This window comes from Mesorhizobium sp. M2E.F.Ca.ET.219.01.1.1, from assembly GCF_004016445.2.
Classification (GTDB): Bacteria; Pseudomonadota; Alphaproteobacteria; order Rhizobiales; family Rhizobiaceae; genus Mesorhizobium.
Genome location: NZ_SADT02000012.1, coordinates 12,355 through 33,775, shown reverse-complemented (window position 1 = coordinate 33,775; position 21,421 = coordinate 12,355). Strand labels below are relative to the sequence as shown.

14 protein-coding genes and 1 pseudogene are annotated in these 21,421 nt (G+C 63.1%); 13 read left to right on the top strand and 2 right to left on the bottom strand.

From position 1 onward, the window contains the following. Positions 1–381: 381 nt before the first annotated feature. Complete coding sequence (locus EN862_RS33915) at positions 382–1,344, top strand: zincin-like metallopeptidase domain-containing protein (protein WP_127868806.1); 963 nt, start codon at positions 382–384, stop codon at positions 1,342–1,344. 94 nt (positions 1,345–1,438) lie between these two features. On the opposite strand, the gene EN862_RS37130 is transcribed toward EN862_RS33915, so the two are convergent. After that, positions 1,439–1,696, bottom strand: a complete 258-nt coding sequence (locus tag EN862_RS37130) for a hypothetical protein (protein WP_245519812.1) — start codon at positions 1,694–1,696, stop codon at positions 1,439–1,441. On the opposite strand from EN862_RS37130, the gene EN862_RS33910 reads away from it, so the two are divergent. From EN862_RS33910 to EN862_RS36410, 5 genes are all read left to right on the top strand, one after another. Then, positions 1,580–3,655, top strand: a complete 2,076-nt coding sequence (locus EN862_RS33910) for a ParB/RepB/Spo0J family partition protein (RefSeq protein ID WP_245519811.1) — start codon at positions 1,580–1,582, stop codon at positions 3,653–3,655. The two genes, EN862_RS37130 and EN862_RS33910, sit on opposite strands and share 117 nt — an antisense overlap. A 161-nt stretch (positions 3,656–3,816) precedes the next feature. Continuing rightward, entirely contained in the window at positions 3,817–8,136 is a 4,320-nt protein-coding gene (locus tag EN862_RS33905) for a strawberry notch family protein (protein WP_127868804.1), read from the top strand. After that, complete coding sequence (locus EN862_RS33900; protein ID WP_127868803.1) at positions 8,136–9,194, top strand: toprim domain-containing protein; 1,059 nt, start codon at positions 8,136–8,138, stop codon at positions 9,192–9,194. Before EN862_RS33905 ends, EN862_RS33900 begins: the two co-directional genes overlap by 1 nt. A gap of 318 nt (positions 9,195–9,512) precedes the next feature. After that, on the top strand, positions 9,513–10,475 hold the full coding sequence (locus tag EN862_RS33895) for a DUF2493 domain-containing protein (protein ID WP_245519807.1): 963 nt from the start codon (positions 9,513–9,515) through the stop codon (positions 10,473–10,475). A gap of 350 nt (positions 10,476–10,825) precedes the next feature. Next, positions 10,826–10,993 (top strand): hypothetical protein, encoded by a 168-nt coding sequence (locus tag EN862_RS36410; protein WP_189401996.1) that lies wholly within the window; start codon positions 10,826–10,828, stop codon positions 10,991–10,993. A 981-nt stretch (positions 10,994–11,974) separates the two neighbouring features. On the opposite strand, the gene EN862_RS33890 is transcribed toward EN862_RS36410, so the two are convergent. Then, a complete protein-coding gene (locus EN862_RS33890) occupies positions 11,975–12,451 on the bottom strand; it encodes a cupin domain-containing protein (protein WP_127868802.1) in 477 nt (158 codons plus the stop codon). 97 nt (positions 12,452–12,548) lie between these two features. Here EN862_RS33890 and EN862_RS33885 point away from each other — a divergent pair, with 97 nt between their 5' ends. The 7 genes and pseudogenes from EN862_RS33885 to EN862_RS36405 form a co-directional block, all read left to right on the top strand. Then, the gene (locus tag EN862_RS33885) at positions 12,549–13,502 is read left to right on the top strand and encodes a LysR family transcriptional regulator (RefSeq protein WP_245519806.1); all 954 of its coding nucleotides are present in this window, start codon (positions 12,549–12,551) and stop codon (positions 13,500–13,502) included. A gap of 573 nt (positions 13,503–14,075) precedes the next feature. Continuing rightward, a complete protein-coding gene (locus tag EN862_RS33880) occupies positions 14,076–15,146 on the top strand; it encodes a helix-turn-helix transcriptional regulator (RefSeq protein WP_127868800.1) in 1,071 nt (356 codons plus the stop codon). Positions 15,147–15,627: 481 nt separating this feature from the next. Beyond that, positions 15,628–16,695 (top strand): OmpA family protein, encoded by a 1,068-nt coding sequence (locus tag EN862_RS33875; RefSeq protein ID WP_245519805.1) that lies wholly within the window; start codon positions 15,628–15,630, stop codon positions 16,693–16,695. A gap of 40 nt (positions 16,696–16,735) precedes the next feature. Next, positions 16,736–17,641, top strand: a complete 906-nt coding sequence (locus tag EN862_RS33870) for an SH3 domain-containing protein (RefSeq protein ID WP_127868799.1) — start codon at positions 16,736–16,738, stop codon at positions 17,639–17,641. Between the two features lie 184 nt (positions 17,642–17,825). After that, a complete protein-coding gene (locus tag EN862_RS33865) occupies positions 17,826–19,280 on the top strand; it encodes a PAN domain-containing protein (RefSeq protein WP_193771624.1) in 1,455 nt (484 codons plus the stop codon). A gap of 18 nt (positions 19,281–19,298) precedes the next feature. Next, a complete protein-coding gene (locus tag EN862_RS33860; protein ID WP_127868797.1) occupies positions 19,299–19,889 on the top strand; it encodes a hypothetical protein in 591 nt (196 codons plus the stop codon). Positions 19,890–20,697: 808 nt separating this feature from the next. Then, positions 20,698–21,421: pseudogene (locus EN862_RS36405) on the top strand (hypothetical protein); the annotation flags it as partial.

Here is a 21,421-nt window from a genome sequence, read left to right as displayed (position 1 = left end):
AGAATCCTGCATCCCTGGCCGGCTATCCGCTTCGCCGTCAAACACCCAAGGTAGGAGCCGTATGCGGGAATTCTGCACGTACGGATCTGTGCGGGGGGCGCTCAGCAATGAGCGTCCCTACCGCGATCGCCTCACGGCGTCGCTATGCTGATGCTCCTTCGGCCGCCCTGTTGAACCGGTCTCAGGGCCACGAACCTGCTCCAGCACCGAACTGACTTATTTCCGCTGACGGACATTTCGGTGCCTGCGCCTTGTACGCCCTTTTTCGGGTTGGTCGGGAGAGCGGCGGCTCTCCCGACAGAGAGTCAGAGGGGGAGGGGGTTTTCGCGACGGGTTGAAAGCGGAAGGAGAGGCCTTCGGCGCCCGTCGCGGAGAATTGTGATGTCTGTCCGGACTAACCGAACTCATTCCGTCGCCGACCGGCCGAACCTTTACGACGAGATCACCGGCAAGATAATTGCCGAGCTTGAAGCGGGGCATTTTCCTTGGGTACAGCCGTGGGGCACCGCGGTGGCAACGACCTCCGCGGCGCTTCCGAAAAACGCCAGTACACACCGAGCATATAGCGGGATCAATGTGCTTATTCTCTGGGGCGCCGTCGCCGAACGCGGATTCCCAACGCACAGTTGGGTGACCTATCGACAGGCTGTCACGCTCGGCGGGAACGTTCGCAGGGGCGAGCGTGGTACGACGGTCGTTTATGCCGATCGTTTTGTCCCGGATCATGAGAAGAAACGGGCTCGCGAGACAGGCGAGAACGCCCAGGCGATGCCGTTCCTGAAGCGCTTCACCGTTTTCAATATCGAGCAATGTGAAGGACTCTCTGATGAAGTCGCAGCTTTATCGCCGCCGCCACCCGCTAGCTTGGTCGAGCCACGAGTCGAGGCGTTGATCAAGGCCACAGGTATCGATTTCCGCATTGGCGGCGACAGCGCATTCTACATGCCGCCTTACGACTATGTTCAGGTGCCGCCCCCTCAAGCATTTTTCGAGCCGATCGACTGGCATCGCACTGCGTTGCATGAGCTTGGGCATGCCACCGGCCACTCTTCACGCTTGGCCCGTGACCTCTCTGGTTCTTTCGGCTCAAGGAAGTACGCCTTCGAGGAACTCGTGGCGGAGATAAACGCAGCGTTCTGCTGCGCGGCGTTGGGTATCGTGCCAACAGTGCGACATTCCGACTATGTCGGCTCCTGGCTGGAAGTGTTGCGAAAGGACAGCCGCGCCATCGTGCGTGCCGCCAGCCGGGCCAGCAGGGCAGCCGAGTGGCTCCTCGGCTACCTCCCGGAAGAGGTTGACGCATCCATCGACTTGGGTGCGGGCAACGAAAGGAGAGCGGCATGAGCCGGTCCGTAAGCCCTGTTGGCCAAGTCAGCGCCAACCGTCGAAGGCATGCGCGTTCTGCAAGTCGTCGCTTGCTCGTCCTTGGTGTGCCGGTTCATTCGAGAAATGAAGAGAGAGAGATCGGAAGGAAGTCGGTGACGGGTTCAGGACCGAGAGAGAGGCTCTCGGCGCCCGTCTCGGAGAAACCTCGATGGCCAACGCCGTTCAGAAGATCACCCTGTCGCCCTCGCGCGACATTCCCTTCAACAAGCTGGTGCTTGCCCAAAACAACGTCAGACGCATCAAGGCGGGCGCCTCGATCGAGGACCTGGCGGCATCGATCGCTCGGCGCGGCCTCATCCAAAGCATTCATGTCCGTCCCGTGCTCGATGCCGGCGGCGAAGAGACCGGAATGTTCGAGGTCCCAGCCGGTGGGCGGCGTTATCGCGCTCTGGAAATGCTTGTGAAACAGAAACGGCTTGCGAAGACCGCATCGGTTCCCTGTGTTGTGGGCAATACGTCCGGCCCGGTCCTCGCCGAGGAAATCTCGCTTGCCGAGAACGTTGAACACGCTCCGCTCCACCCCTTGGACCAATATCGGGCGTTCAAGGACATGCTCGAAAAGGGCATGTCGGAGGAGGAGATCGCAGCCGCATTCTTCATCTCCACCAACGTGGTGAAGCAGCGTCTCAAGCTAACGGCCGTGTCGCCGGCGCTTCTTGACGTCTACGCCGAGGACGGCATGACGATCGCCCAGCTCGAAGCATTTTCCGTCAGCAGTGACCATGCCCGACAGGAACAGGTCTGGGAGGCGGTCAAGAACAGCTGGTCGAAGGAACCCTACCAGATCCGCCGCATGCTAACCGAGAATACGGTGCGCGCCTCCGACAAGCGGGCAGTTTTCGTCGGGCTCGAGAGCTATGAGGCGGCGGGCGGTGAAGTGCTGCGCGACCTGTTTCAGTCGGACGATGGCGGGTGGCTCCAGGACGTCCCGCTGCTCGAACGGCTCGTCACCGAGAAGCTGCAGATGATAGCCGACGAGATTGCCAACGAAGGTTGGAAGTGGATCGAAGTCGCCGTGAGCTTCCCCTATGGAGCGACAAACGGTTTGCGCGAGCTCGAGGGCACGCCGATCGACTTGACCGGCGACGAGCAGGTAACGCTCGATGCGCTGCGCGACGAGTTCGACAAGCTTCAGGCGCAGTACGAGGAGGCCGACGAACTGCCGGATGATGTCGACCAGCGGTTTGGCGAGATCGAAACCGCGATCAAATCACTCGAGGCGCGTCCCGTCCGCTTCGATCCGGTCGAGATCGCGCGTGCAGGTGTCTTCGTCAGCCTCGATACGGACGGTGTGCTTCTCGTCGAGCGCGGCTTTGTGAGGCCGGAGGATGAGGCGCCCGCTACGCCCGAAGGCGCTAGCGATCCCGGCGTCGACGGGGCCGACGTCGAAGCGACGGGCTCGGTTCAGCGGGCCGTGATCACCATCGGTGGCCAGCAGGTGGAACAGGAGGATGACGAGGAAGACAGCAACAAACCATTACCGGATCGCCTGATCATGGAACTGACGGCCGATCGCACACTGGCTCTGCGCGACAAGCTCGCAAACGATCCGGCGACCGCCTTCCTGGCCGTGCTTCACAAATTCGTCCGCGACGCTTTCTCTCGCTACAGCGCGCAAGGCGTGGCGATGGAAGTCTTTGTCCGCGGCACGGTCTTTGCGGTCCAGTCCGAAGGGCTCCGGGATACGGTTTATGCGCGCTCGATCCAGGCCCGCCATGAGGCCTGGGAAAAGCGTCTTCCATCGGACGTCGCCGACTTATGGGACGCGCTCTCCGCGCTGACGGGCACCGAGCAGGCTGAACTGTTCGCCCACTGCGCATCCTTCGGCGTTAACGCCCTTTATGAAAGGGCCGATCGCTATGGCAACGGCGCCATCTCAACGCACGGCGTCCAGCAGCGGCTTGCCGATGCCGATCACCTCGCCCGGGCAGTTGGGCTCGACATGATTGACGCCGGATGGCGCCCCACTGTCGGCAACTATCTCGGCCGTGTCACCAAGGCGCGTATCCTGGAAGCGGTTCGCGAAGGTGCCGGCGAACGCGCCGCTCAGCTCATCGATCACCTCAAGAAGGGCGACATGGCCAAGGAAGCCGAACGCCTGCTCGCCGATAGCGGCTGGTTGCCCGAACCGCTGCGGCCTGTCGACGTTGATGCAGAAGCAGCCGACACCAACGCTGACGACGACGAAGCCCTGCCGGAATTCCTGGCAGGTGACGACGATGCCGCTTCGGCCGACCAGGAAGAAAAGCAGCTAGACGCCGCCGAATAGGCCGGTTTCCTTCCGCGCCCCATCGCCCGGCTCTCGTAAGAGCGCCGGGCGTTTTTGCGTTCCGCTGTGAGAGTGAGTGTCCGGCCGGGACGGGTTGAGCCCGTGCGGTCAGAGAGAGCGCCGATGGGCTCTTCCCGGTTTCGCTCTCCAGAGGATCTCCGATGAACGTCTTGTCTCCGACAGCGGTCGCCAATGCTGCCGCTTCCGCCGCTACGTCCGCCGATCCAGCCGCAGCAGTTTATGCGGCGGCCCTTCATCTACTCCCCCACCTCGAATGTGGTCGGCGCGTCGATGCCGTCGCGCTGCGAGCGGCGATGGATGTCTCATTTGGGGCATCCGACACAAGCGGCGCCTGGGACTGGAAGACGGCCTATGACGCCTGCGAGGTCGCGACGGTCCTGTTCCTTCGCAAATACGGCAAGCGGCTTCTGCGCAAGGCCGGCTCCCTGGCATCCGCATTGCCGCTTTTCGAGCGGATTGCGGATCTTCTGCCCACGCATACCCGCCGCTCCAAGGAAAGCCAGGCCCTGCAGCAGTTCTCTACACCCATCCCGCTCGGTCTCGCAGCCGTCACCGCCGCCGCGGTCGGACCAACAGACCGGGTGCTTGAACCTTCCGCCGGCACCGGTCTTCTTGCGATCCTCGCCGAGATCGCCGGCGGCTCCCTTCTGCTGAACGAGCTTGCCGAGATGCGTGCCGGCCTTCTGTGTAATCTTTTCCCAGCCCTCACGGTCACACGCTTCGACGCGGCGTTGATCGACGACTATCTCGATCGGGCGAGCATGCCGACTGTTGTGCTGATGAACCCGCCGTTTTCGGTGCTCGCCAATGTGCAGGGGCGCGTCGCGGATGCGACCTATCGCCATGTCGCCTCGGCGCTCGCGCGGCTCGCCGACGGCGGCCGGCTGGTCACCATCACTGGCGCGAGCTTTGGGCCGGAGATGCCGGCGTGGTCCAACGCCTTCGCGCGCCTGCGCGCGCATGGCCGCGTCGTCTTCACTGCCACGATCAGTGGCGCCGTCTACGCCAGGCACGGCACAGCGATAGAAACCCGGCTGACGGTCATCGACAAGATCCCGGCTGGCGCCCTGTCGTTCGTTCCGGTGTCGGCCGGCTTTGCACCGGATGTCGCCACCTTGCTCGGCTGGATCGAGAAGCACGTTCCGACACGATCGCCGATCGCCGAAGCGACCAGGGTCGTTCCGGCCATTGTCGCGCCCCGGACGATCCGGGGCTATCGCGCGCGCACTGCCGCAGGTCCGGCTCATCGGCAGTTGCCGGAGCCGGCCGGCATCGAACTGTCATACGAGACCGTTGATTGGGCGCCCGACGAGGGAGCGCGGCTGAGCGACGCGATCTATGAGGAATATGGACTGCAGACGATCCGTATTCCCGGCTCCCAGGCGCACCCGACCAGGCTGGTCCAGTCCGCGGCGATGGCCTCTGTCGCGCCGCCAAAGCCGAGCTATCGTCCGACGTTGCCGGCCGATATCCTGGCGTCTCTCTCCGACGCCCAGCTCGAAACGGTGATCCTGGCCGGCGAGGCGCATTGCGGTTTTCTTGCCGGATCATGGTCAGTCGACCACACGCTGGATGTTGTCAAAGCAGTTCCTGATGACGCGCCGGGAGCAATGCGCTTCCGGCGCGGCTTCTTCATCGGCGACGGGACCGGCGTCGGCAAGGGCCGGCAGTCGGCGAGCATCGTGCTCGACAACTGGCTGCAGGGCCGACGCAAGGCCGTGTGGATTTCGAAATCAGACAAGCTGCTCGAGGACGCGCAGCGCGACTTGGCCGCGCTCGGCATGGAGCGCCTGCTGGTCACGCCACTCTCGCGCTTCCCGCAAGGGCGCACGATCACGCTTCCAGAAGGCATCCTGTTTACAACCTATGCCACGCTACGCTCCGACGATCGTGGCGAGAAGGTTTCGCGCGTCAGGCAGATCGTCGAATGGTTGGGCCCGGATTTCGACGGAGTGCTCATATTCGACGAGGCGCACGCCATGCAGAATGCCGGCGGCGGCAAGGGAGAGCGTGGCGATATCGCGCCTTCACAGCAAGGCCGCGCCGGCTTGCGCCTGCAGCATGCCCTCCCCAGCGCTCGTGTGGTCTATGTCTCCGCGACCGGCGCGACCACCGTCGCCAATTTGGCCTACGCCCAGAGGCTGGGCCTGTGGGGCGGCGAGGACTTGCCGTTCTCGACCCGCGCGGAGTTCGTCGAGGCGATCGAGGCGGGCGGCGTGGCGGCAATGGAGGTGCTTGCCCGCGACCTTCGAGCGCTCGGCCTCTATACGGCACGCTCGCTCTCCTTCGACGGCGTCGAATATGAACTGGTCGAACATAAGCTGACGCTTGAGCAGCGGCGGATCTACGATGCCTATGCCGGCGCCTTTGCCGTCATTCACAACCATCTCGACGCGGCCATGCAGGCCGCCAACATCACCGGCGACAATGGCACGTTGAATCGCCAGGCCAAATCCGCCGCGCGCTCGGCTTTCGAAAGCGCCAAGCAGCGCTTCTTCGGTCATCTGCTGACCTCGATGAAGACGCCGACGCTCATTCGTTCGATCGAGCAGGATCTTCAATCCCGGCATTCGACCGTGATTCAGATCGTCTCCACCGGCGAGGCGCTGATGAAACGCAGGCTGGCGGAGGTGCCGACGCAGGAATGGAACGATGTCCGCGTCGACATCACGCCGCGCGAATATGTGCTCGACTATCTCGAGCATTCCTTTCCAGTGCAGCTCTACGAACCCTTCACGGATTCTGAAGGCAATCTGTCGTCGAGGCCAGTGTTTCGCGACGGCCAGCCCGTTGAAAGCCGCGAGGCGGTCGCGCGCCGCACAGCTCTAATCGAGAAGCTGGCGAGCCTGCCACCGGTTCCTGGCGCGCTCGACCAGATCGTCCAGCGCTTCGGCGCCGACATGGTGGCGGAGGTGACGGGCCGGTCGCGGCGCATCGTCAGGAAGGGCGAACGCCTGATGGTCGAGTGCCGTGCGGCCTCGGCCAATGTCGCCGAGGCACAGGCGTTCATGGATGACGTCAAGCGCATCCTGGTGTTTAGCGATGCCGGCGGGACAGGCCGCAGCTACCATGCGGAGCTTTCCGCGCGTAACACGCGCCTGCGCGTCCACTACCTTCTCGAGCCTGGCTGGAAGGCGGATACCGCCATTCAGGGCCTTGGCCGCACGCATCGGACTAATCAGGCCCAGCCACCGCTTTTCCGACCGATCGCCACCAATGTGAAAGCCGAGAAACGCTTCCTCTCCACAATCGCTCGGCGGCTCGACACGCTGGGCGCGATCACGCGCGGCCAGCGCCAGACCGGCGGACAGGGCGTGTTCCGGCCGGAGGACAATCTGGAATCGCATTATGCGCGCGATGCGTTGCGGCAACTCTATCTGCTGATCGTCCGCGGCAAGGTGGAAGGCTGCTCACTCAAGCTGTTCGAGCAGACAACGGGGCTGACGCTGACGGACGAGAACGGCCTCAAGGACGAGTTGCCGCCGATCACCACTTTCCTCAATCGCCTTCTGGCGCTCACCATCGATCTGCAGGACATCCTGTTCGCGGCTTTCGAGCAGTTGCTCGCAGCCAAGTTGGAGGGCGCCATCGCAGCTGGGGTCTACGACCTCGGGCTGGAAACGCTGCGAGCGGAGAGTTTCGTCGTCACCGACCGGCGGGCGATCTACGCCCATCCGGGCACCGGCGCGGAAACCCAGCTCCTCACCATAAATCAGCGCCAGCGCAACCGACCTGTGCCGCTAGAGGAAGCTGTCGCGCAGCTCGATGATCCGCGCGCCAAACTGCTCGTCAACGAACGCTCAGGGCGTGCTGCCGTGCAGGTGCCCGCGCCATCATTCATGCTCGATGATGGCGAAATCGAGCGGCGGGTACGGCTGATCCGCCCCATGGAACAACACCATGCCTTGCTACGTATGATGGAAGACAGCCATTGGAAGCAGGCTGATCGCGAGACCTTCACTGCTGCCTGGAATACCGAGGTCGCGGGCGTCCCGACATTCTCGGATTCGACCATCCACATTGTCGCGGGACTGCTGCTGCCGATCTGGAAGCGACTCCCAACTGAGTCAAGCCGGGTCTATCGGCTCCAGACCGACCAGGGGGAGCGCATCATCGGCCGCAAGGTTTCGGCCGCATGGGCCGCCGGGGCGCTCGCAAACCGCGTCGGCACGCTTACGGCACAGGATGCCTTCAACGCCCTTGTGGATGGCAGCACCATGCTCGACCTCGCCGAGGGACTTCATCTGCGCCGCGTCCGTGTGATGAGCGCCAACCGCATCGAACTGTCGGGCTTCACCGATACCATGCGCGAGCGGCTAACGGCCTACGGGCTTTTCCACGAGATCATATCCTGGAAGCTGCGCATGTTCGTGCCCGCGGACGCAAGCGGGCCTGCGGTGCTGGCCAAGGTCATAGAGCGATATCCGGTGCAGCGCATCAGCGAGAGGGAGGCCAGCTGATGCCACTTCGCGATGCATCCGAACTGGCGCGCCGCCTCGCTCAGCAGGCCGAGGCGGTGTGCCGCCGCTATCTTTCCAATGGTCGCCGCGTCGGCAATTACTGGCTGGTTGGCGATGCGCGCAATGCGCCCGGGCGCTCGCTCTATGTCCGTCTTAAGGGACCGGATTCCGGCAGGCGCGCCGCCGGGAAGTGGACCGACGCCGCCACCGGCGAGCATGGCGACTTGCTGGACATTATTCGCGAATCTATTGGCCTGGCCGATTTCAAGGACGTGTCCGATGAGGCGCGCGGCTTTCTGTCCATTCCGTCGACGACGAGCGAACCAAACGACCGCTGGGAGCAATCCGGTCCTGTTGACAGCGGCTCCGCCGAGGCCGCGGCTCGGTTGATCTCCATGTCGAGGCCGATACCAGGAACGCTTGTGGAGACCTATCTGCGAGGACGCGCGATTACAGCCTTGCAGGAGACCGGGAGCCTCCGGTTTCATCCGCGCTGCTATTACCGTCCTGGACGCGGCCCGACCGAAACATGGCCGGCAATGATCGCGGCGGTCACCGACCTTGAAGGCAAGCTCACCGGCGCCCATCGCACCTGGCTCGATCCGCGCGGGTTCAGCGAGGCCCATCTCGGGCGCGCTCCGATCGAGACACCGAGACGAGCCATGGGCGAACTGCTCGGTCCCGCGGTCCGCTTCGGTTGCGGCTGCGATGTCATGGCCGCAGGTGAAGGCATCGAGACCATGCTGTCGCAACGCACCGTCCTGCCTGCCATGCCAGCGATGGCAGCGCTGTCCGCCGCGCATCTCTCCTCAATCCTGTTCCCGGGGACATTGCGGCGGCTCTACATCGCCCGCGACAACGATCCTGCAGGCGACACAGCAGTGGCAACCCTCATCGAGCGCACCAACGCGGCCGGTATCGAGGCGATTGTGCTGACGCCGCAACTCGGGGACTTGAACGAGGATCTGCGTCTGCTCGGTGCCGATGCCCTAAGGGCGTTCCTGCGGGTCCAGATCGCGCCGCAGGATGTCGATCGCTTCATGAACCGGGCGGCCTGACCGTAAGGGGAAGAAGGGCGCGTGCCGGCGGTGCATGGCTCGGATGCGATGGAGGTCCTTCGTTGAGGCGAGGGCCGGCCCACGGACTTCAAGAGGGCGATCGGGCGCTGGGCGATCCGGACAGGCAATGGCTGCGCCCGGCTATTTTCCGGCGGCCCTTGCCACCCCACGCGGCGCGCCGCGCGGGGTGGCAAGGGCCTTTCCATCGCGAGACAAAATAGCCGGGCTCCGCCATCCTCCACTGCCGTTGCGGCCCTGCGCTGGCGCTTTGGGTGCAAGTCCGGGTCGTCCATCCCCTTCGTCGCCATGAAGGCCGCGATGGGCGCGGCCGGTCCCACCAAGGCAAGCCGCCATGAGCACCGAACACGATACGGCTTCGAGCCGCAACCCGCATCCTCACCCATCGAACACATGCTTCAGGAGCTTCAGCTCTACGGCTACCGTCCGTTCGACGACGAACCCGATACGCGCCCGCTTCCCGAGGGCAGGGTCGTCGCGGCCAGCATCGCCGACATCTTCGACGCCCTCGTGGTGGCGCTGGCCGACACGCGCCTTGAACCCGATCTCGAGGAACTGCTGTGGGGTACGGTCAATCTGTTCCATCGCGCGACCAAGCGGATAGAACGCGCGCTCGATGAAAATGAGCTCGCCCAGCAGCGGCTGCAGCGCGAACAGGACGGATCGGAGGTCAAGTCCGTCGAGCTCGAGCGTCTCATCGCCCAGGGTCAGACACTGCTTGAACGCCGCAGCGCCTTTGAATTGATGCGCGACCAGGCTGTCGAGCATTACGAGCGTCACACCCACTCGATCTGGCGCCCACGTTCAGGCTCTGTCGTCAACCATCGCCACTTGACCGCGGCAATGATCGACAGCCGGGACTTCCTGGCCGCGAGGAAGCACGCAGCCAGCCAGGTCCTGTTGCCGCCTGGACCAAAAGTCGCCTTCACAGGCGGGCTCGATTTCAACGATCATCGGCTGATCTGGGCCAAGCTCGACCAGGTCCATGCTAAGCATCCAGACATGGTCCTGCTGCACGGGGGATCGCCAAAAGGCGCCGAGCTGATCGCCGCCAAATGGGCTCAAAGCCGCAAGGTGCCACAGATCGCCTTCAAGCCGGACTGGACCAGGCATGCCAAGGCCGCGCCCTTCAAACGCAACGACGCCATGCTTGACACCTTGCCGATCGGCGTCATTCATTTCCCCGGCTCCGGCATTCAGGACAACCTCGCGGACAAGGCCCGCAGGCTCGGCATTCCGGTGATGAAGTTTGGCGCCACGTGACATCACCACCAGGCCAATCGCCGCAAGTCAGTCACTCTCCCGCCGGCCGCGGCGTTTTTTGACGGCTGCCCCTGCCGATGTGGCGTCGAATGAAGGCAAGGCGGCGAACCACGAAGTTCACATCTCATCTCGTCCTGGAATGGAGAACAGGATGCGATCGCCGCGTTTGTCGGCGCAATTCCTTGATCCGGTCCAAGGGCCTGATGCCATCAACCCGTAAAGGGTCGGACTACGCAAAGCGTGCCGCCGTTTCGGCCGTGCCTGCACGGTGATCGCGGCCCTCGGCCGGACACATCGGGCGCCTGTCACGCGGGGATCGCTCCCCGCTTCCAGGAACAGGAGCCGGAAAGATGTCCTTCATAGAAGCCAACGCCTTTGCCTTCAGCCTTGCCACCAGCCTCATGGTCAGCATCGTCATTTTCCGCGCCGGCGACGGAACACTCTCGGTCGTGCGGGCAGACGAGTATGAAGGAAAGGTCTCCCAGATCGTCCGCGAGATAGATCCGCACGAGCAATGATCGGGGGAGTCAGGGGCCGGATTTTGCCACCGGCCGTAGATACCTACAGTTCGAACCACAGCTGCCGCTGATCAGGCGGCAACATATCGCCTAGCGACGAAAGCGTCGCGCCCAGCAGGCGGATATGTGGCGGCTGCGCAAACTTTGGGGAGGCGGCTCGCATCGATCGACCCGTGAACTGCCATAGCGCATCTGGTCGCCACCATCGTGGAACGGGGAACCTCCCTCACGTTCACCGACGTTTGCGAACTCAGTGGAAAGATCGGCAATGTTGCGAGCGAGGTGGACCACCTGGCCCTCGCGCTGCATGTGGTCCTGCACCGCGGAAGCGGAGCATGAGCAGAGTAGTGCAAAGGACTGATAAGGCAACATTATCAGGCGTTTTGTCTCGCCGACAAGCTGTGCATTTTTGCCGAAATTGATGGAGCAAGGCGCACGGGCAATTTACTCTGTAATGACGATTAGCCTAGCCCCCGCGACCGCCAGTCCGTTCGCTGCGCCGACCGTTCCGGTCTGGGCGCTACCCGCTGACGTGCACTTAGCGATGCCAGCGCCGCCTTCCAGGCGGGCTAGAATATAGGCTGCCTATGGGTTAACCGCACGGTCGGGGACGGCTTAGCCAACGGTGTCGACACGTGGTCACAACTCTGTCGTGGATTGCGTCGGCCGTATCCACGACATCAAGGGCAAGAACCGGAGCTGACCTCCGGCTCGCGGTCGAAGTTCTGAAGTTCTCGCACTGCGTGCTGTTAATCCAATCAGTCCAAGGTCGGCGCGCTCAATCCAATCGCGAAGGTGCGAAAAGGCATAAACCAAGCGTGCGAAAAGTCGACCGGAGTCTCGGAAAATTCTACCGGGCGGATCTCAAGCCCGACTTCAGTTGCCCGGAGCCGCCAAGTGAGATTGTGGCCAGCGATTTTCGAGCTGTCACGCAATCGACCGCCGCCTGTCTAGAACGGCCACGGCGAGGCGGAACATGCGTTACCCCGCCATTGGAGCTTTTTGGCCCCACTTAGCCGGTCCACGGAACTCAATCCCATAGCGGCCTGCAAGCTCCGCCACTTCCGTTATTTGGTCGGGAATGCGCAGTTCGCGCGTGGCCGCCTCAACGAAGAATTCCTCCAGCCCGCCGGGCGTCAGGATCGTAAGATTGCGCCCTGGCCCTGCACTCACGACCCGGAACGTGTGCGGCACGCCGCGGGCCAAGAAGACCGACCCGCCTGCTGGCACTGCCATAACCTGACCGTCGACCCAGAATTCGTAGGTGCCCTCGATCACGTGGATCACCTCGTCCTCATTGTGGTGCACGTGAACCGGCGGGCCGCCTTGCGGAGGCACCGTCGATTCGAAGACACCCACGATGCCTCCGCTCTGGTATCTGCCGATATTGATCCTGTAGACCGTGCCCATCCATTTGACGGCGCGCGCGACAGGCGCCGAGCCTGTGGCGATGTTCATCGCGTTTCCCTTTCATGTTCGGTCAGCTAGGCTCGGCGCTGCAGCGCCGTTTGCATTGTTAGGGCAATGATCGGGCCGGCGGAAATTGAATGATTGTATGCGGGATATTGGCACCATGAATTTAAGCGCGTTCGATCTCAATCTGCTGCGCGTTTTCGACGCCATGATGCTGGAGCGAAGTACGGTACGCGCCGGGGAACGGGTCGGCCTTTCGCAGCCGGCCGTCAGCTCGGCGCTCGGGCGCCTTCGTTCTATTCTCGGGGATGAGCTTTTCGTGCGCGACGGCAATCGCATGGTGCCGACACCACGCGCTTTTCAGCTGACCGAACCTGTCCGTCAGGCACTGGTGCAGATCGAAGAGGCTCTGGCGGCAGGCGTTTCGTTCGATCCTCGGACCTCGACGCGTTCCTTTATGCTCGTCGGATCGGATTATTTCTCAGCCTTGGTCATGCCGAAGTTGGCGGCGATAATAACGCCCGCTGCGCCGTCAATCACCCTCCAGATGATAGACCACCCTTCGACCGACATTTTCGGCCTCCTGAGCGACGACAGGGCCGACATCGCCTTGGACCGGGCGTTGGAGACGCCGGAGTGGATCGCCAGCCATAAGCTGTTCCGCTCCTGGCTTGTTTGCATCGCTCGCCGTGGGCATCCGGTCCTGGGGGCCAAGGGCCTCCGGCCTGGGGAAACCATTCCTGCCGACATTTTCTGCGCCATCCCGCAAGCCTTGCGTTCGGCTGATGGAAGCAAAACCGGAACCATAGATCCTGCGCTCGAAAGGCTCGGCCTGTCACGCAAGGTCGTCGTCACCGTTCCGCATTTCCAGGCTGTAGCGCTCGCCGTGGCGACGAGCGATCTGCTCGGCAGCATCCCGGTTCACTTTGCGCGTCAGGTGACCGAAGCCCTTGAATTGGATGTCTTCATGCCACCGATGGAATCGCCTGCAATGGACGTCACAATGTACTGGCACCGACGATTTGACCGCGACGCTGGAAGCGCTTGGCTGCGTGAGCAGCTCGTGGCCGTCGCTTCGTTCGATCCATCAGCCTGAGATACGGTGGATTTGCCACGCTCGGAGCACGCGCTCAACTGCTGTTCTTGCCCATGGGTGCCGGAGTCGTTTTCACACCCGTATAGTGCACAGTTTAGGACGCCTGCCGCTTCCGGACGCAGCCATCAAAAGCGACTGAACGCCGGGCCAGTCGCCGAATTAGTTCCAAGGTGGGACACCGCAGGTTTGGGATTTTTCTTCGCATCCCGTCGCCTATGTGAGACAATGCTAGATCCTCGGCCTGGGTTGGCGGCAATGTCATTGTCGCGTTGCAGTGGTGTTTACTGGCCCGCTGATCTGGCTCCAGCGGGTGTTTGACCGGCTCTGCATGGAGCGCCGCCTGGCCAAGAAAGACTGGAACAGCGGGAACACCTGGCTGCGAGACGATGGGACGAAGGAGGAGGCGGACCTGTTGCGTGCGCTTTCCAAGCGCAGCAGAGCATAATCGCTCCCCAGCAAATCAAATACCTGATCGGCGTCATTGCTTGGAAATTCCAGGTGTTTTTCGCTATGCTGCCGGTGGGTGGCGTACGCGTTCACAGCACAAGAATGGACTGCGCAAGACGAGTGCGAATGTTCACAGAAATTGTCGATGCGCTTTATGAAGCAGCGTTCATAGCGGAAAAATGGCCCGCTGTACTCGGGCAGATCACGGATGCGTCGGCATCGAAAGGCGGCGCTCTCTTTGTCTTCGCGGATGGCGCGCCGGTTCGCGGAAAGGCCGTCGCATGGCTGCAGGATCTGATGAATGAATTCCTTGAGGATGAAAGCCTGCGCCTGTCTACTGCCGCCGCGCGTATGGGCACCGTTCGGCCCTCGAGCTTTGTGGATGTAGACAGATTTATGACGGCCGACGAGGTGCGGGATGATCCGATACGCGTTCGGTTGCGCGCGCGTGGCCTGGGCGTGAATGCCTGCGCGGCCATCCCGATGCCCACGGGTGAGATGGCAATGTTCGTTTTCCAGCGCGGGTTGGGCGAAGGGGGCTACGACGAGCGCCAACTTGAAGTTCTTGACCGGATGAGACCTGACATGGCGCGCGCCACACTTGCGGCCGCGCGGCTCGGCCTCGCGCAGGCGCGCGGCGCTGTCGACGCCTTGGCCAACATCGGGCTTCCGGCCGCCGTTCTCGCCGCCAACGGGCGTGTCCGGGCGACCAACAGCCTGTTCGATCGCGACCAGTCGCTTTTCCTGCCGACGGCGTTTGGCGGCGTCGCCGTTGCCAATTCTCAGAGCAATCGTCTGTTCCATGCCGCGCTGCAAGCGAAGCGTGGCAAACTTTACCCGCGATCTATCCCTGTGCCGGGCACACCGCCGGCGGCAGTGCATGTGCTTCCACTCAAACGCAGCGCGCATGACCTTTTCGATGGAGGTGATCTGCTCGTCGTCGCGACGGCGATCTCGGCAAGCGCCCTCGTGCCCTCTCCGACCATCTTGACGGGCCTCTTCGACCTGACGCCTGCAGAGGTAAACCTTGTGACTGCGCTAGCCAAGGGACATAGCCTCAAGGCAGCGGCAGCCGAAGCCGGCCTGCAATTCTCGACCGTGCGCACCTACCTCAACCGCGTTTTCCGCAAGACCGGTACAAACCAGCAAAGCCAGTTGGTTGCCCTCTTGAAGTCGGCGCACCCCCTCCCGCGCTGACAGGGGCTCCCAGAGGCCCAACGCTTCGAACGCGGCCCGTCCCCCTTCCTATCATCATATGATGATAGGCGACCCACGGTTTTCTGGGCAGTTTCATCTGCGGCGCCTGATGATTACGGGGACGAGAGCGACGCCGCAATTCGTCCGCCGAGGGATGGCCCATCGGCAAAGGCATCATGATGTTTGGAAGCGTAGTTTGCGGTCCACAATCTGCTAAGAGCCTGCTGACGCGGGATTGCACTGTCGTGTTTGGCTGCAAGCCAATGGCCGATCGAATGCGCCCAAATTCATGGCGCCAATATCCTGCATACAATCATTCAATTTCTCCCCGTCAGATCACGGCCCTAGCAATGGGAGCGGCGCTACAGCTGCTTTTGACCGAATGTCTCCGCTCCGCGCCCTGATGGCGGTCCGGTCGCGGGCTTGTCAGCGCAGCAGTCCACCTATCGCGTTTGTCCTGAGGTATAAGACGATGAGAACCATGGCCAGCACGAAGGGTATCGGCGCCATCCCCGTGCTGCTGATCCTTGGCGGACTGGGCATGGCGCTCCCTGCCAGCGCGGCGGATGTCGGAGGCAGTTCCGATCACCCGCTGGTCGGACGCTACGACGGGTCCGAGATCGTCGGTTACCAGACGATGGCATTCGATGAGGCAAACCTCGTCGAAGCTCCCTTTTCACCGGCGAGCAGCAATGGCGGCGCGGGCTTCAAGACGGTCGAGGGCCACATCACTCTCATCTACTACGCGCTGCCGCAGGGCCGTTCTACGCTCGAGGTGCTCCGCAACTACGAGGAAGGCCTGAAGGCGAAGGGCTTCTCGGAGGTCTTCACCTGCGCCACCAAGAACGGCTCCTGCTTCGAATCCGGCCAGCCTGAGGGCGGATACCTGCTTGGCCAAGCCGTCGGCGATCCGCTCAGCCTGCCGAAGCTTTCGGACGACTACGTGCACAATTGGTTCCAGGAAGGCGGGCGCTACCTTCTCGCACGGCTCGACTGCCCGGAGGGCGCGGTATACGCGGCCCTTTATCTCGGCGAAAGCAGCAACGGCAACGTCGCCGTGGTCCGGGTTGTCGAGACGAAGGAGATGGAAACCGGCAAGATCCGCGTGGTCACCGCGAAGGAGATCGGCTCGGCGCTCTCTGACACCGGAAAGATTGCGGTCTATGGGATATTGTTCGACTTCGACAAGGACACCATCAAGTCCGAGTCCAAGCCGACGCTCGACCAGATCGCGCAGCTGCTGATGTCGGAGCCGGACCTGAAGCTGCGTATCGTCGGCCACACCGACAACCAGGGCGGCGCAGACTACAACCTCGATCTGTCGCGGCGGCGCGCTGCCAGCGTCGTTGCGGCGCTCGTCTCCCAATATGGCATCGCAGCCGATCGCCTCACCTCCGATGGCGCCGGCATGACGCAACCAGTCGCATCCAATGACACCGAAGAAGGGCGCGCCAAAAATCGTCGCGTCGAACTGCAGCGAAACGACCCGAGCGGTGGTGCTTCCGGCGGAAACGGCGGCGCTCCGACCAGTTCGGGAAACGCGGGTTAGGCAGGACAAGGTGCGTTCCATAGGCGAGAAGGACCGTCAAATGGCTACCAGGGAATGCCGAACCGGGGCCGGCGGGTTCCGGCCCCTTTTCCTGGGCATAGCGATCCTGCTTGGTGTGGGCTCGCCGGCCTTAGCGGCTTCGAATGGCGCAGTCGTGCTAACGGCAGGCACAAGCACCGGCAACAAGCTCAAGACGCTCAGGCCGGCCGGCGGCGATGACGCCGGGGGAGGCGGCACGCCTCAAACACCGGCGGATATGGGTGGCATGCCCCCGATGCAGCAGGCGGATAGCGCCTGCGGCGATGGCAATGCACTGGCGACGGTGGTGATCAACCAGCCGGGCCTCGACAAGCTCAACGTGCGCAGCGGACCCGGCGGCCAGGTGGTCGGCACGGTGCCAGAAGGCGACACGGTCTCGGTGGTCGGCCCGTGCGGCGCGATCAGCGGGGCGGCGGGGTTCGCCAAGCCGAAGACGCAGCCAGGCGGAGGCGCTGGCGGCGCCGGTGGCTGGTGCCAGCTCAGCGCGCCCGTGCATGGTTGCGTCTCCTCCCAGTTCCTTTCGTTCGGCGGTGGTGATGTTGGCACGCTGCCCGGGGGCGCGGCCGGGTTCGCGAAGTCGAAGAGCCAGCCGCAGGAGCCCGCGTCGGCGGGGGCCGGCTTCTCGGGACGCTGGGCCGCCAATGCCGACAACGTTGCCTACAGCCTCTCGCTCAAGCAGAAGGGCAACAACGTCTCAGGCAATTATCAGGGCGCCGACGGCAGCGCCGGAACGATCAGCGGCAAGCTGAGCGGCAACATTCTGTACTTCTCGTGGGTCCAGAAGGACGGCACACGTGGGAGCGGCAAGTTCGTGCTCGCCGACGACGGCCAGTCCTTTGACGGCTCCTACAACTTCTCCAACAACCCCGATGCTGTCGAGGGCAGCTGGAACGGGACGCGGCAATGATCGCGGCGACCTGACGTTTTGGTTGAACGCAACTTCAACAGGCACATCCCGGAGGAGCCAAGCCATGTCTTTCGAGGGAACGGCGCGCCGCTTCTGCGAGCTTCTCGCGGTATTGACGCTTATGTCTTTCCTCCAGCCAGACCCGGCGCATGCCAGCGACTGCACGTCTTTCTCAGGCGTTTGTGTGGACGAGCACCTGACGTTCAACGGGAACTCCCGCATCCTCGAGATCACCCTGTGGCCAGATGGAAATACTGACGTCTTTAACGCAATCGTGCCCGGACAACCCCAGACGGAATGGAAAACGGGTTCAGTTCTAAGGCTGGCGGTTCAGCCGGATGGCACGGTGACCTATTCGGCACAGGGTTGCTACGGCGGCAAATATGGACTCTCGTCGAGTTGCGGGGCTTGGCGCCAGGTCACGCGGCGATTCCCGCCACTCCATTCTGCCGATGCCGGAAGAAGCGGAGGGGACTCGACCGCCGAAACGGGCGTCGATCGACCGGGCCACGATTACGACAGGTTCGATTTGGAGGTCACAATCGCTGGCTTCGGACCCTGCAAGTCGGCGTGCGAAGCCGACGCAAACTGCAAGGCTTGGACTTATGTCAAGGCGGGCGTTCAAGGTCCTAAACCAATATGCTGGCTGAAATCGGCTGTGCCGCCGCCAACGCCGAACGGCTGTTGCGTCTCGGGTGTGAGGACGGGAACAGCCTCGACACCTCCTCCGCCGGAGAAGCCCGTCAAGCACACCGGCAGGGGCAATGCGTGTGTCGCCTATGGCGATCGCATGTCAGCCATTGCCAGCGAGGCGCGCGGTCTTGGCTGTAAATTTGTTCAAATCGCTCCCTGGAACAATCCCCTCGAATATTGGCTGCAGCGATGCGTGGCCCATTCCGGTGATGGCGTCGCCGATTCCGAGGAAGCCCGCTTCAAGCAGCGATTGATTGATTGCAAGAATGGTGGCGGAGGCAGCGCCGCCGAGACAGGTGGCGGAGGTGACCAGGGTGGCGGCTCCTGCGGCGGGGGGACGGCGACGGTGGTGATCAACCAGGCGGGGCTGGACAAGCTCAATGTCCGCAATGCTCCCGATGGCCAGGTGACCGGCACGGTCCCGGAAGGCGAGACTGTGTCGGTGACCGGTCCGTGCGGCGCGACCGGCGCTGCAGGCATCATTGCAAACAAGCAAAGCGGCGGCGATGGCGGCTGGTGCCGGATCAGCGCGCCGGTGTCCGGCTGTGTCTCTGCCCGGTTTCTGAAGTTCGGCGGCGGGGCTGCCGGCTTCGCCAAGAGCGCGGCGGGGTTCGCCAAGCCGAAGGAAAAGCAGATATCGGCGTCTGGAGCGGCCGGCTTCGGCGGAAGCTGGAGCGCCAATGCCGACAATGTCGCCTACGAGCTCTCGCTGCAGCAGAACGGCAACGGCGTCTCCGGCCGCTACCAAGGCGATGACGGCAGCGCCGGGCAGATCAACGGCAGGGTGAGCGGCAACGTGCTGCGCTTCGCCTGGCTCCAGTCGGACGGCACGCGAGGCAGCGGCAAGTTCAAGCTCGCCGCTGACGGCCAGTCGTTCGCGGGCAGCTACAATTTCGGCAACAACCCCGACGCCGTGGAGGGCTCCTGGAATGGGACACGGCAATAGGCAAGGGAGCGCACGACCGTGACAGGTTACACCATCAGTCGATTCCTGCCGCCATTGGCAATGTTTGGCGCTCTCCTGCTGCCGGGCGAGACGCTCGCCGCCGCCCTCAAGCTCACATGTGGGCGCGCAGACGTCATGAACCCTAGGTGGAGCCTGCCGATGACGTTTGCTTATCCAGGCGGCGACGCCGGCCCGGTTACGGTGAGCGGGGCTTTCGGCGACTTTTCGATCGCTGTTAAGCGCTCGTCCATGTCAATCCAGGGTGAGGCCGGCGAGGCTCTGGACGGCACCGCCAAGGTTCGCGTCAAGCTGCCAAGTCTCGCCGGTCTTGAAGCATGCATCGAGCAAACCCGCGATCCGGCGTCGAAGCCGGACGACAAGGACGCCTTCCTCAACGCGCGCGACGCGTGCCTGCAGAAGCTCGCCCCGGCGCCGGGGGGCGCCGATGTCGTAGCGGGACTGAGGATCGGGTTGCTCGCTGACAAGGGCGACTCGAGCGGTGAGGACGGCTTTGTGGATCTCAGGCTCAGATACGAAGGGGAAAGTCGGGCGCCGGACGGGGCGATGACCGTCGAGCCTCTTCCATCTCAATGCCTTTTGGAAAAGTGACTCGATCTGGGGACCAGGTGACGAGTGGGAGCGTCGCCCCACGACACATGACTGGATATTTCAGCTGCGGACATCAACCCGGTCTTTGGAGTGCATAATGCCCCTCACGTCAGTTCTGCGGATATCGGTCGTCGGCCTCACCGTCATATCATGCGCGGCAATCGCCACCTCTGCGTCCGCCCGTGACCGTCCGGGAACGCCGACAGACCCGCAAATATATGGAGGGTTGAGCGTCGGCATTACGGTCACTTGGAGAAATACGGCGGGAACCGTTTTTACAATCGGCGGAGTGCGTCCCGAATTGGTCGGCTTCGAAGTTGAGATGACTAAAAATGGTAACAAGTATGCGCCACCGATGTCGATATTGCCTCGGGAGGTTGGGCGCCAATGGAACCCTTTCTCCTTCGACTACCACACGACGCCCAACCAGCTGCCGACCAGCCCAATCAACATAGTCGGCTTCACGATCCGAGCAAAAGAAGTAGAGCCGAATACCAAATACTGTTTCAGAGTCAGGGCACGAAGGCAATCTGACCAGGTTGTTTCGGCGAATTGGTCAGGCACATCCTGCGTCACGACGGGTTCACCACCGGAGAAGCCCATCAAGCATACCTGCCGGGCCGGGGATCGGGGAGGGTGCTCGACCTCGTCTGCGGGAACCCCGTGGGGGACAGTTTGCGTTCGTTATGCAATGGCAGCCGTTAAGGCCGTTAAGGAAAACAGCAGTCGCGGCTGTGGTGGCACCGGCGCTCTATGGGCTTCGAGCGGAGAGGATCACGTCAAGTGGTGCATGGGTCACAAGGACGACATGCAGCTTCTAGACATGGAAGCCAAGGCGCGATCCGATGCTCTGGCCACCTGTGGCAGCGGTACCGGTAACGCAGGTGGCGGTGGTGACCAGGCCGATAACTCCTGCGGCGGGGGGACGGCGACGGTGGTGATCAACCAGGCGGGGCTGGACAAGCTCAATGTCCGCAATGCTCCCGATGGCCAGGTGACCGGCACGGTCCCGGAAGGCGAGACTGTGTCGGTGGCCGGTCCGTGCGGCGCGACCGGCGCTGCAGGCATCATTGCAAACAAGCAAAGCGGCGGCGATGGCGGCTGGTGCCGGATCAGCGCGCCGGTGTCCGGCTGTGTCTCTGCCCGGTTTCTGAAGTTCGGCGGCGGGGCTGCCGGCTTCGCCAAGAGCGCGGCGGGGTTCGCCAAGCCGAAGGAAAGGCAGACATCGGCGTCTGGAGCGGCCGGCTTCGGTGGAAGCTGGAGCGCCAATGCCGACAATGTCGCCTACGAGCTCTCGCTGCAGCAGAACGGCAACGGCGTCTCCGGCCGCTACCAAGGCGATGACGGCAGCGCCGGGCAGATCAACGGCAGGGTGAGCGGCAACGTGCTGCGCTTCGCCTGGCTCCAGTCGGACGGCACGCGAGGCAGCGGCAAGTTCAAGCTCGCCGCTGACGGCCAGTCGTTCGCGGGCAGCTACAATTTCGGCAACAACCCCGACGCCGTGGAGGGCTCCTGGAATGGGACACGGCAAT

What these genes read in the sequence shown, in the direction of transcription:
- EN862_RS33885 (WP_245519806.1), top strand. Translation starts at nt 12,549, where the DNA reads ATGCGGGATATTGGCACCATGAATTTAAGCGCGTTCGATCTCAATCTG.
- EN862_RS33890 (WP_127868802.1), bottom strand. Translation starts at nt 12,451, where the DNA reads ATGAACATCGCCACAGGCTCGGCGCCTGTCGCGCGCGCCGTCAAATGG.
- EN862_RS33870 (WP_127868799.1), top strand. Translation starts at nt 16,736, where the DNA reads ATGGCTACCAGGGAATGCCGAACCGGGGCCGGCGGGTTCCGGCCCCTT.
- EN862_RS33895 (WP_245519807.1), top strand. Translation starts at nt 9,513, where the DNA reads ATGGGCGCGGCCGGTCCCACCAAGGCAAGCCGCCATGAGCACCGAACA.
- EN862_RS37130 (WP_245519812.1), bottom strand. Translation starts at nt 1,696, where the DNA reads ATGAATGCTTTGGATGAGGCCGCGCCGAGCGATCGATGCCGCCAGGTC.
- EN862_RS33880 (WP_127868800.1), top strand. Translation starts at nt 14,076, where the DNA reads ATGTTCACAGAAATTGTCGATGCGCTTTATGAAGCAGCGTTCATAGCG.
- EN862_RS33900 (WP_127868803.1), top strand. Translation starts at nt 8,136, where the DNA reads ATGCCACTTCGCGATGCATCCGAACTGGCGCGCCGCCTCGCTCAGCAG.
- EN862_RS33875 (WP_245519805.1), top strand. Translation starts at nt 15,628, where the DNA reads ATGGCCAGCACGAAGGGTATCGGCGCCATCCCCGTGCTGCTGATCCTT.
- EN862_RS36410 (WP_189401996.1), top strand. Translation starts at nt 10,826, where the DNA reads ATGTCCTTCATAGAAGCCAACGCCTTTGCCTTCAGCCTTGCCACCAGC.
- EN862_RS33915 (WP_127868806.1), top strand. Translation starts at nt 382, where the DNA reads ATGTCTGTCCGGACTAACCGAACTCATTCCGTCGCCGACCGGCCGAAC.
- EN862_RS33905 (WP_127868804.1), top strand. Translation starts at nt 3,817, where the DNA reads ATGAACGTCTTGTCTCCGACAGCGGTCGCCAATGCTGCCGCTTCCGCC.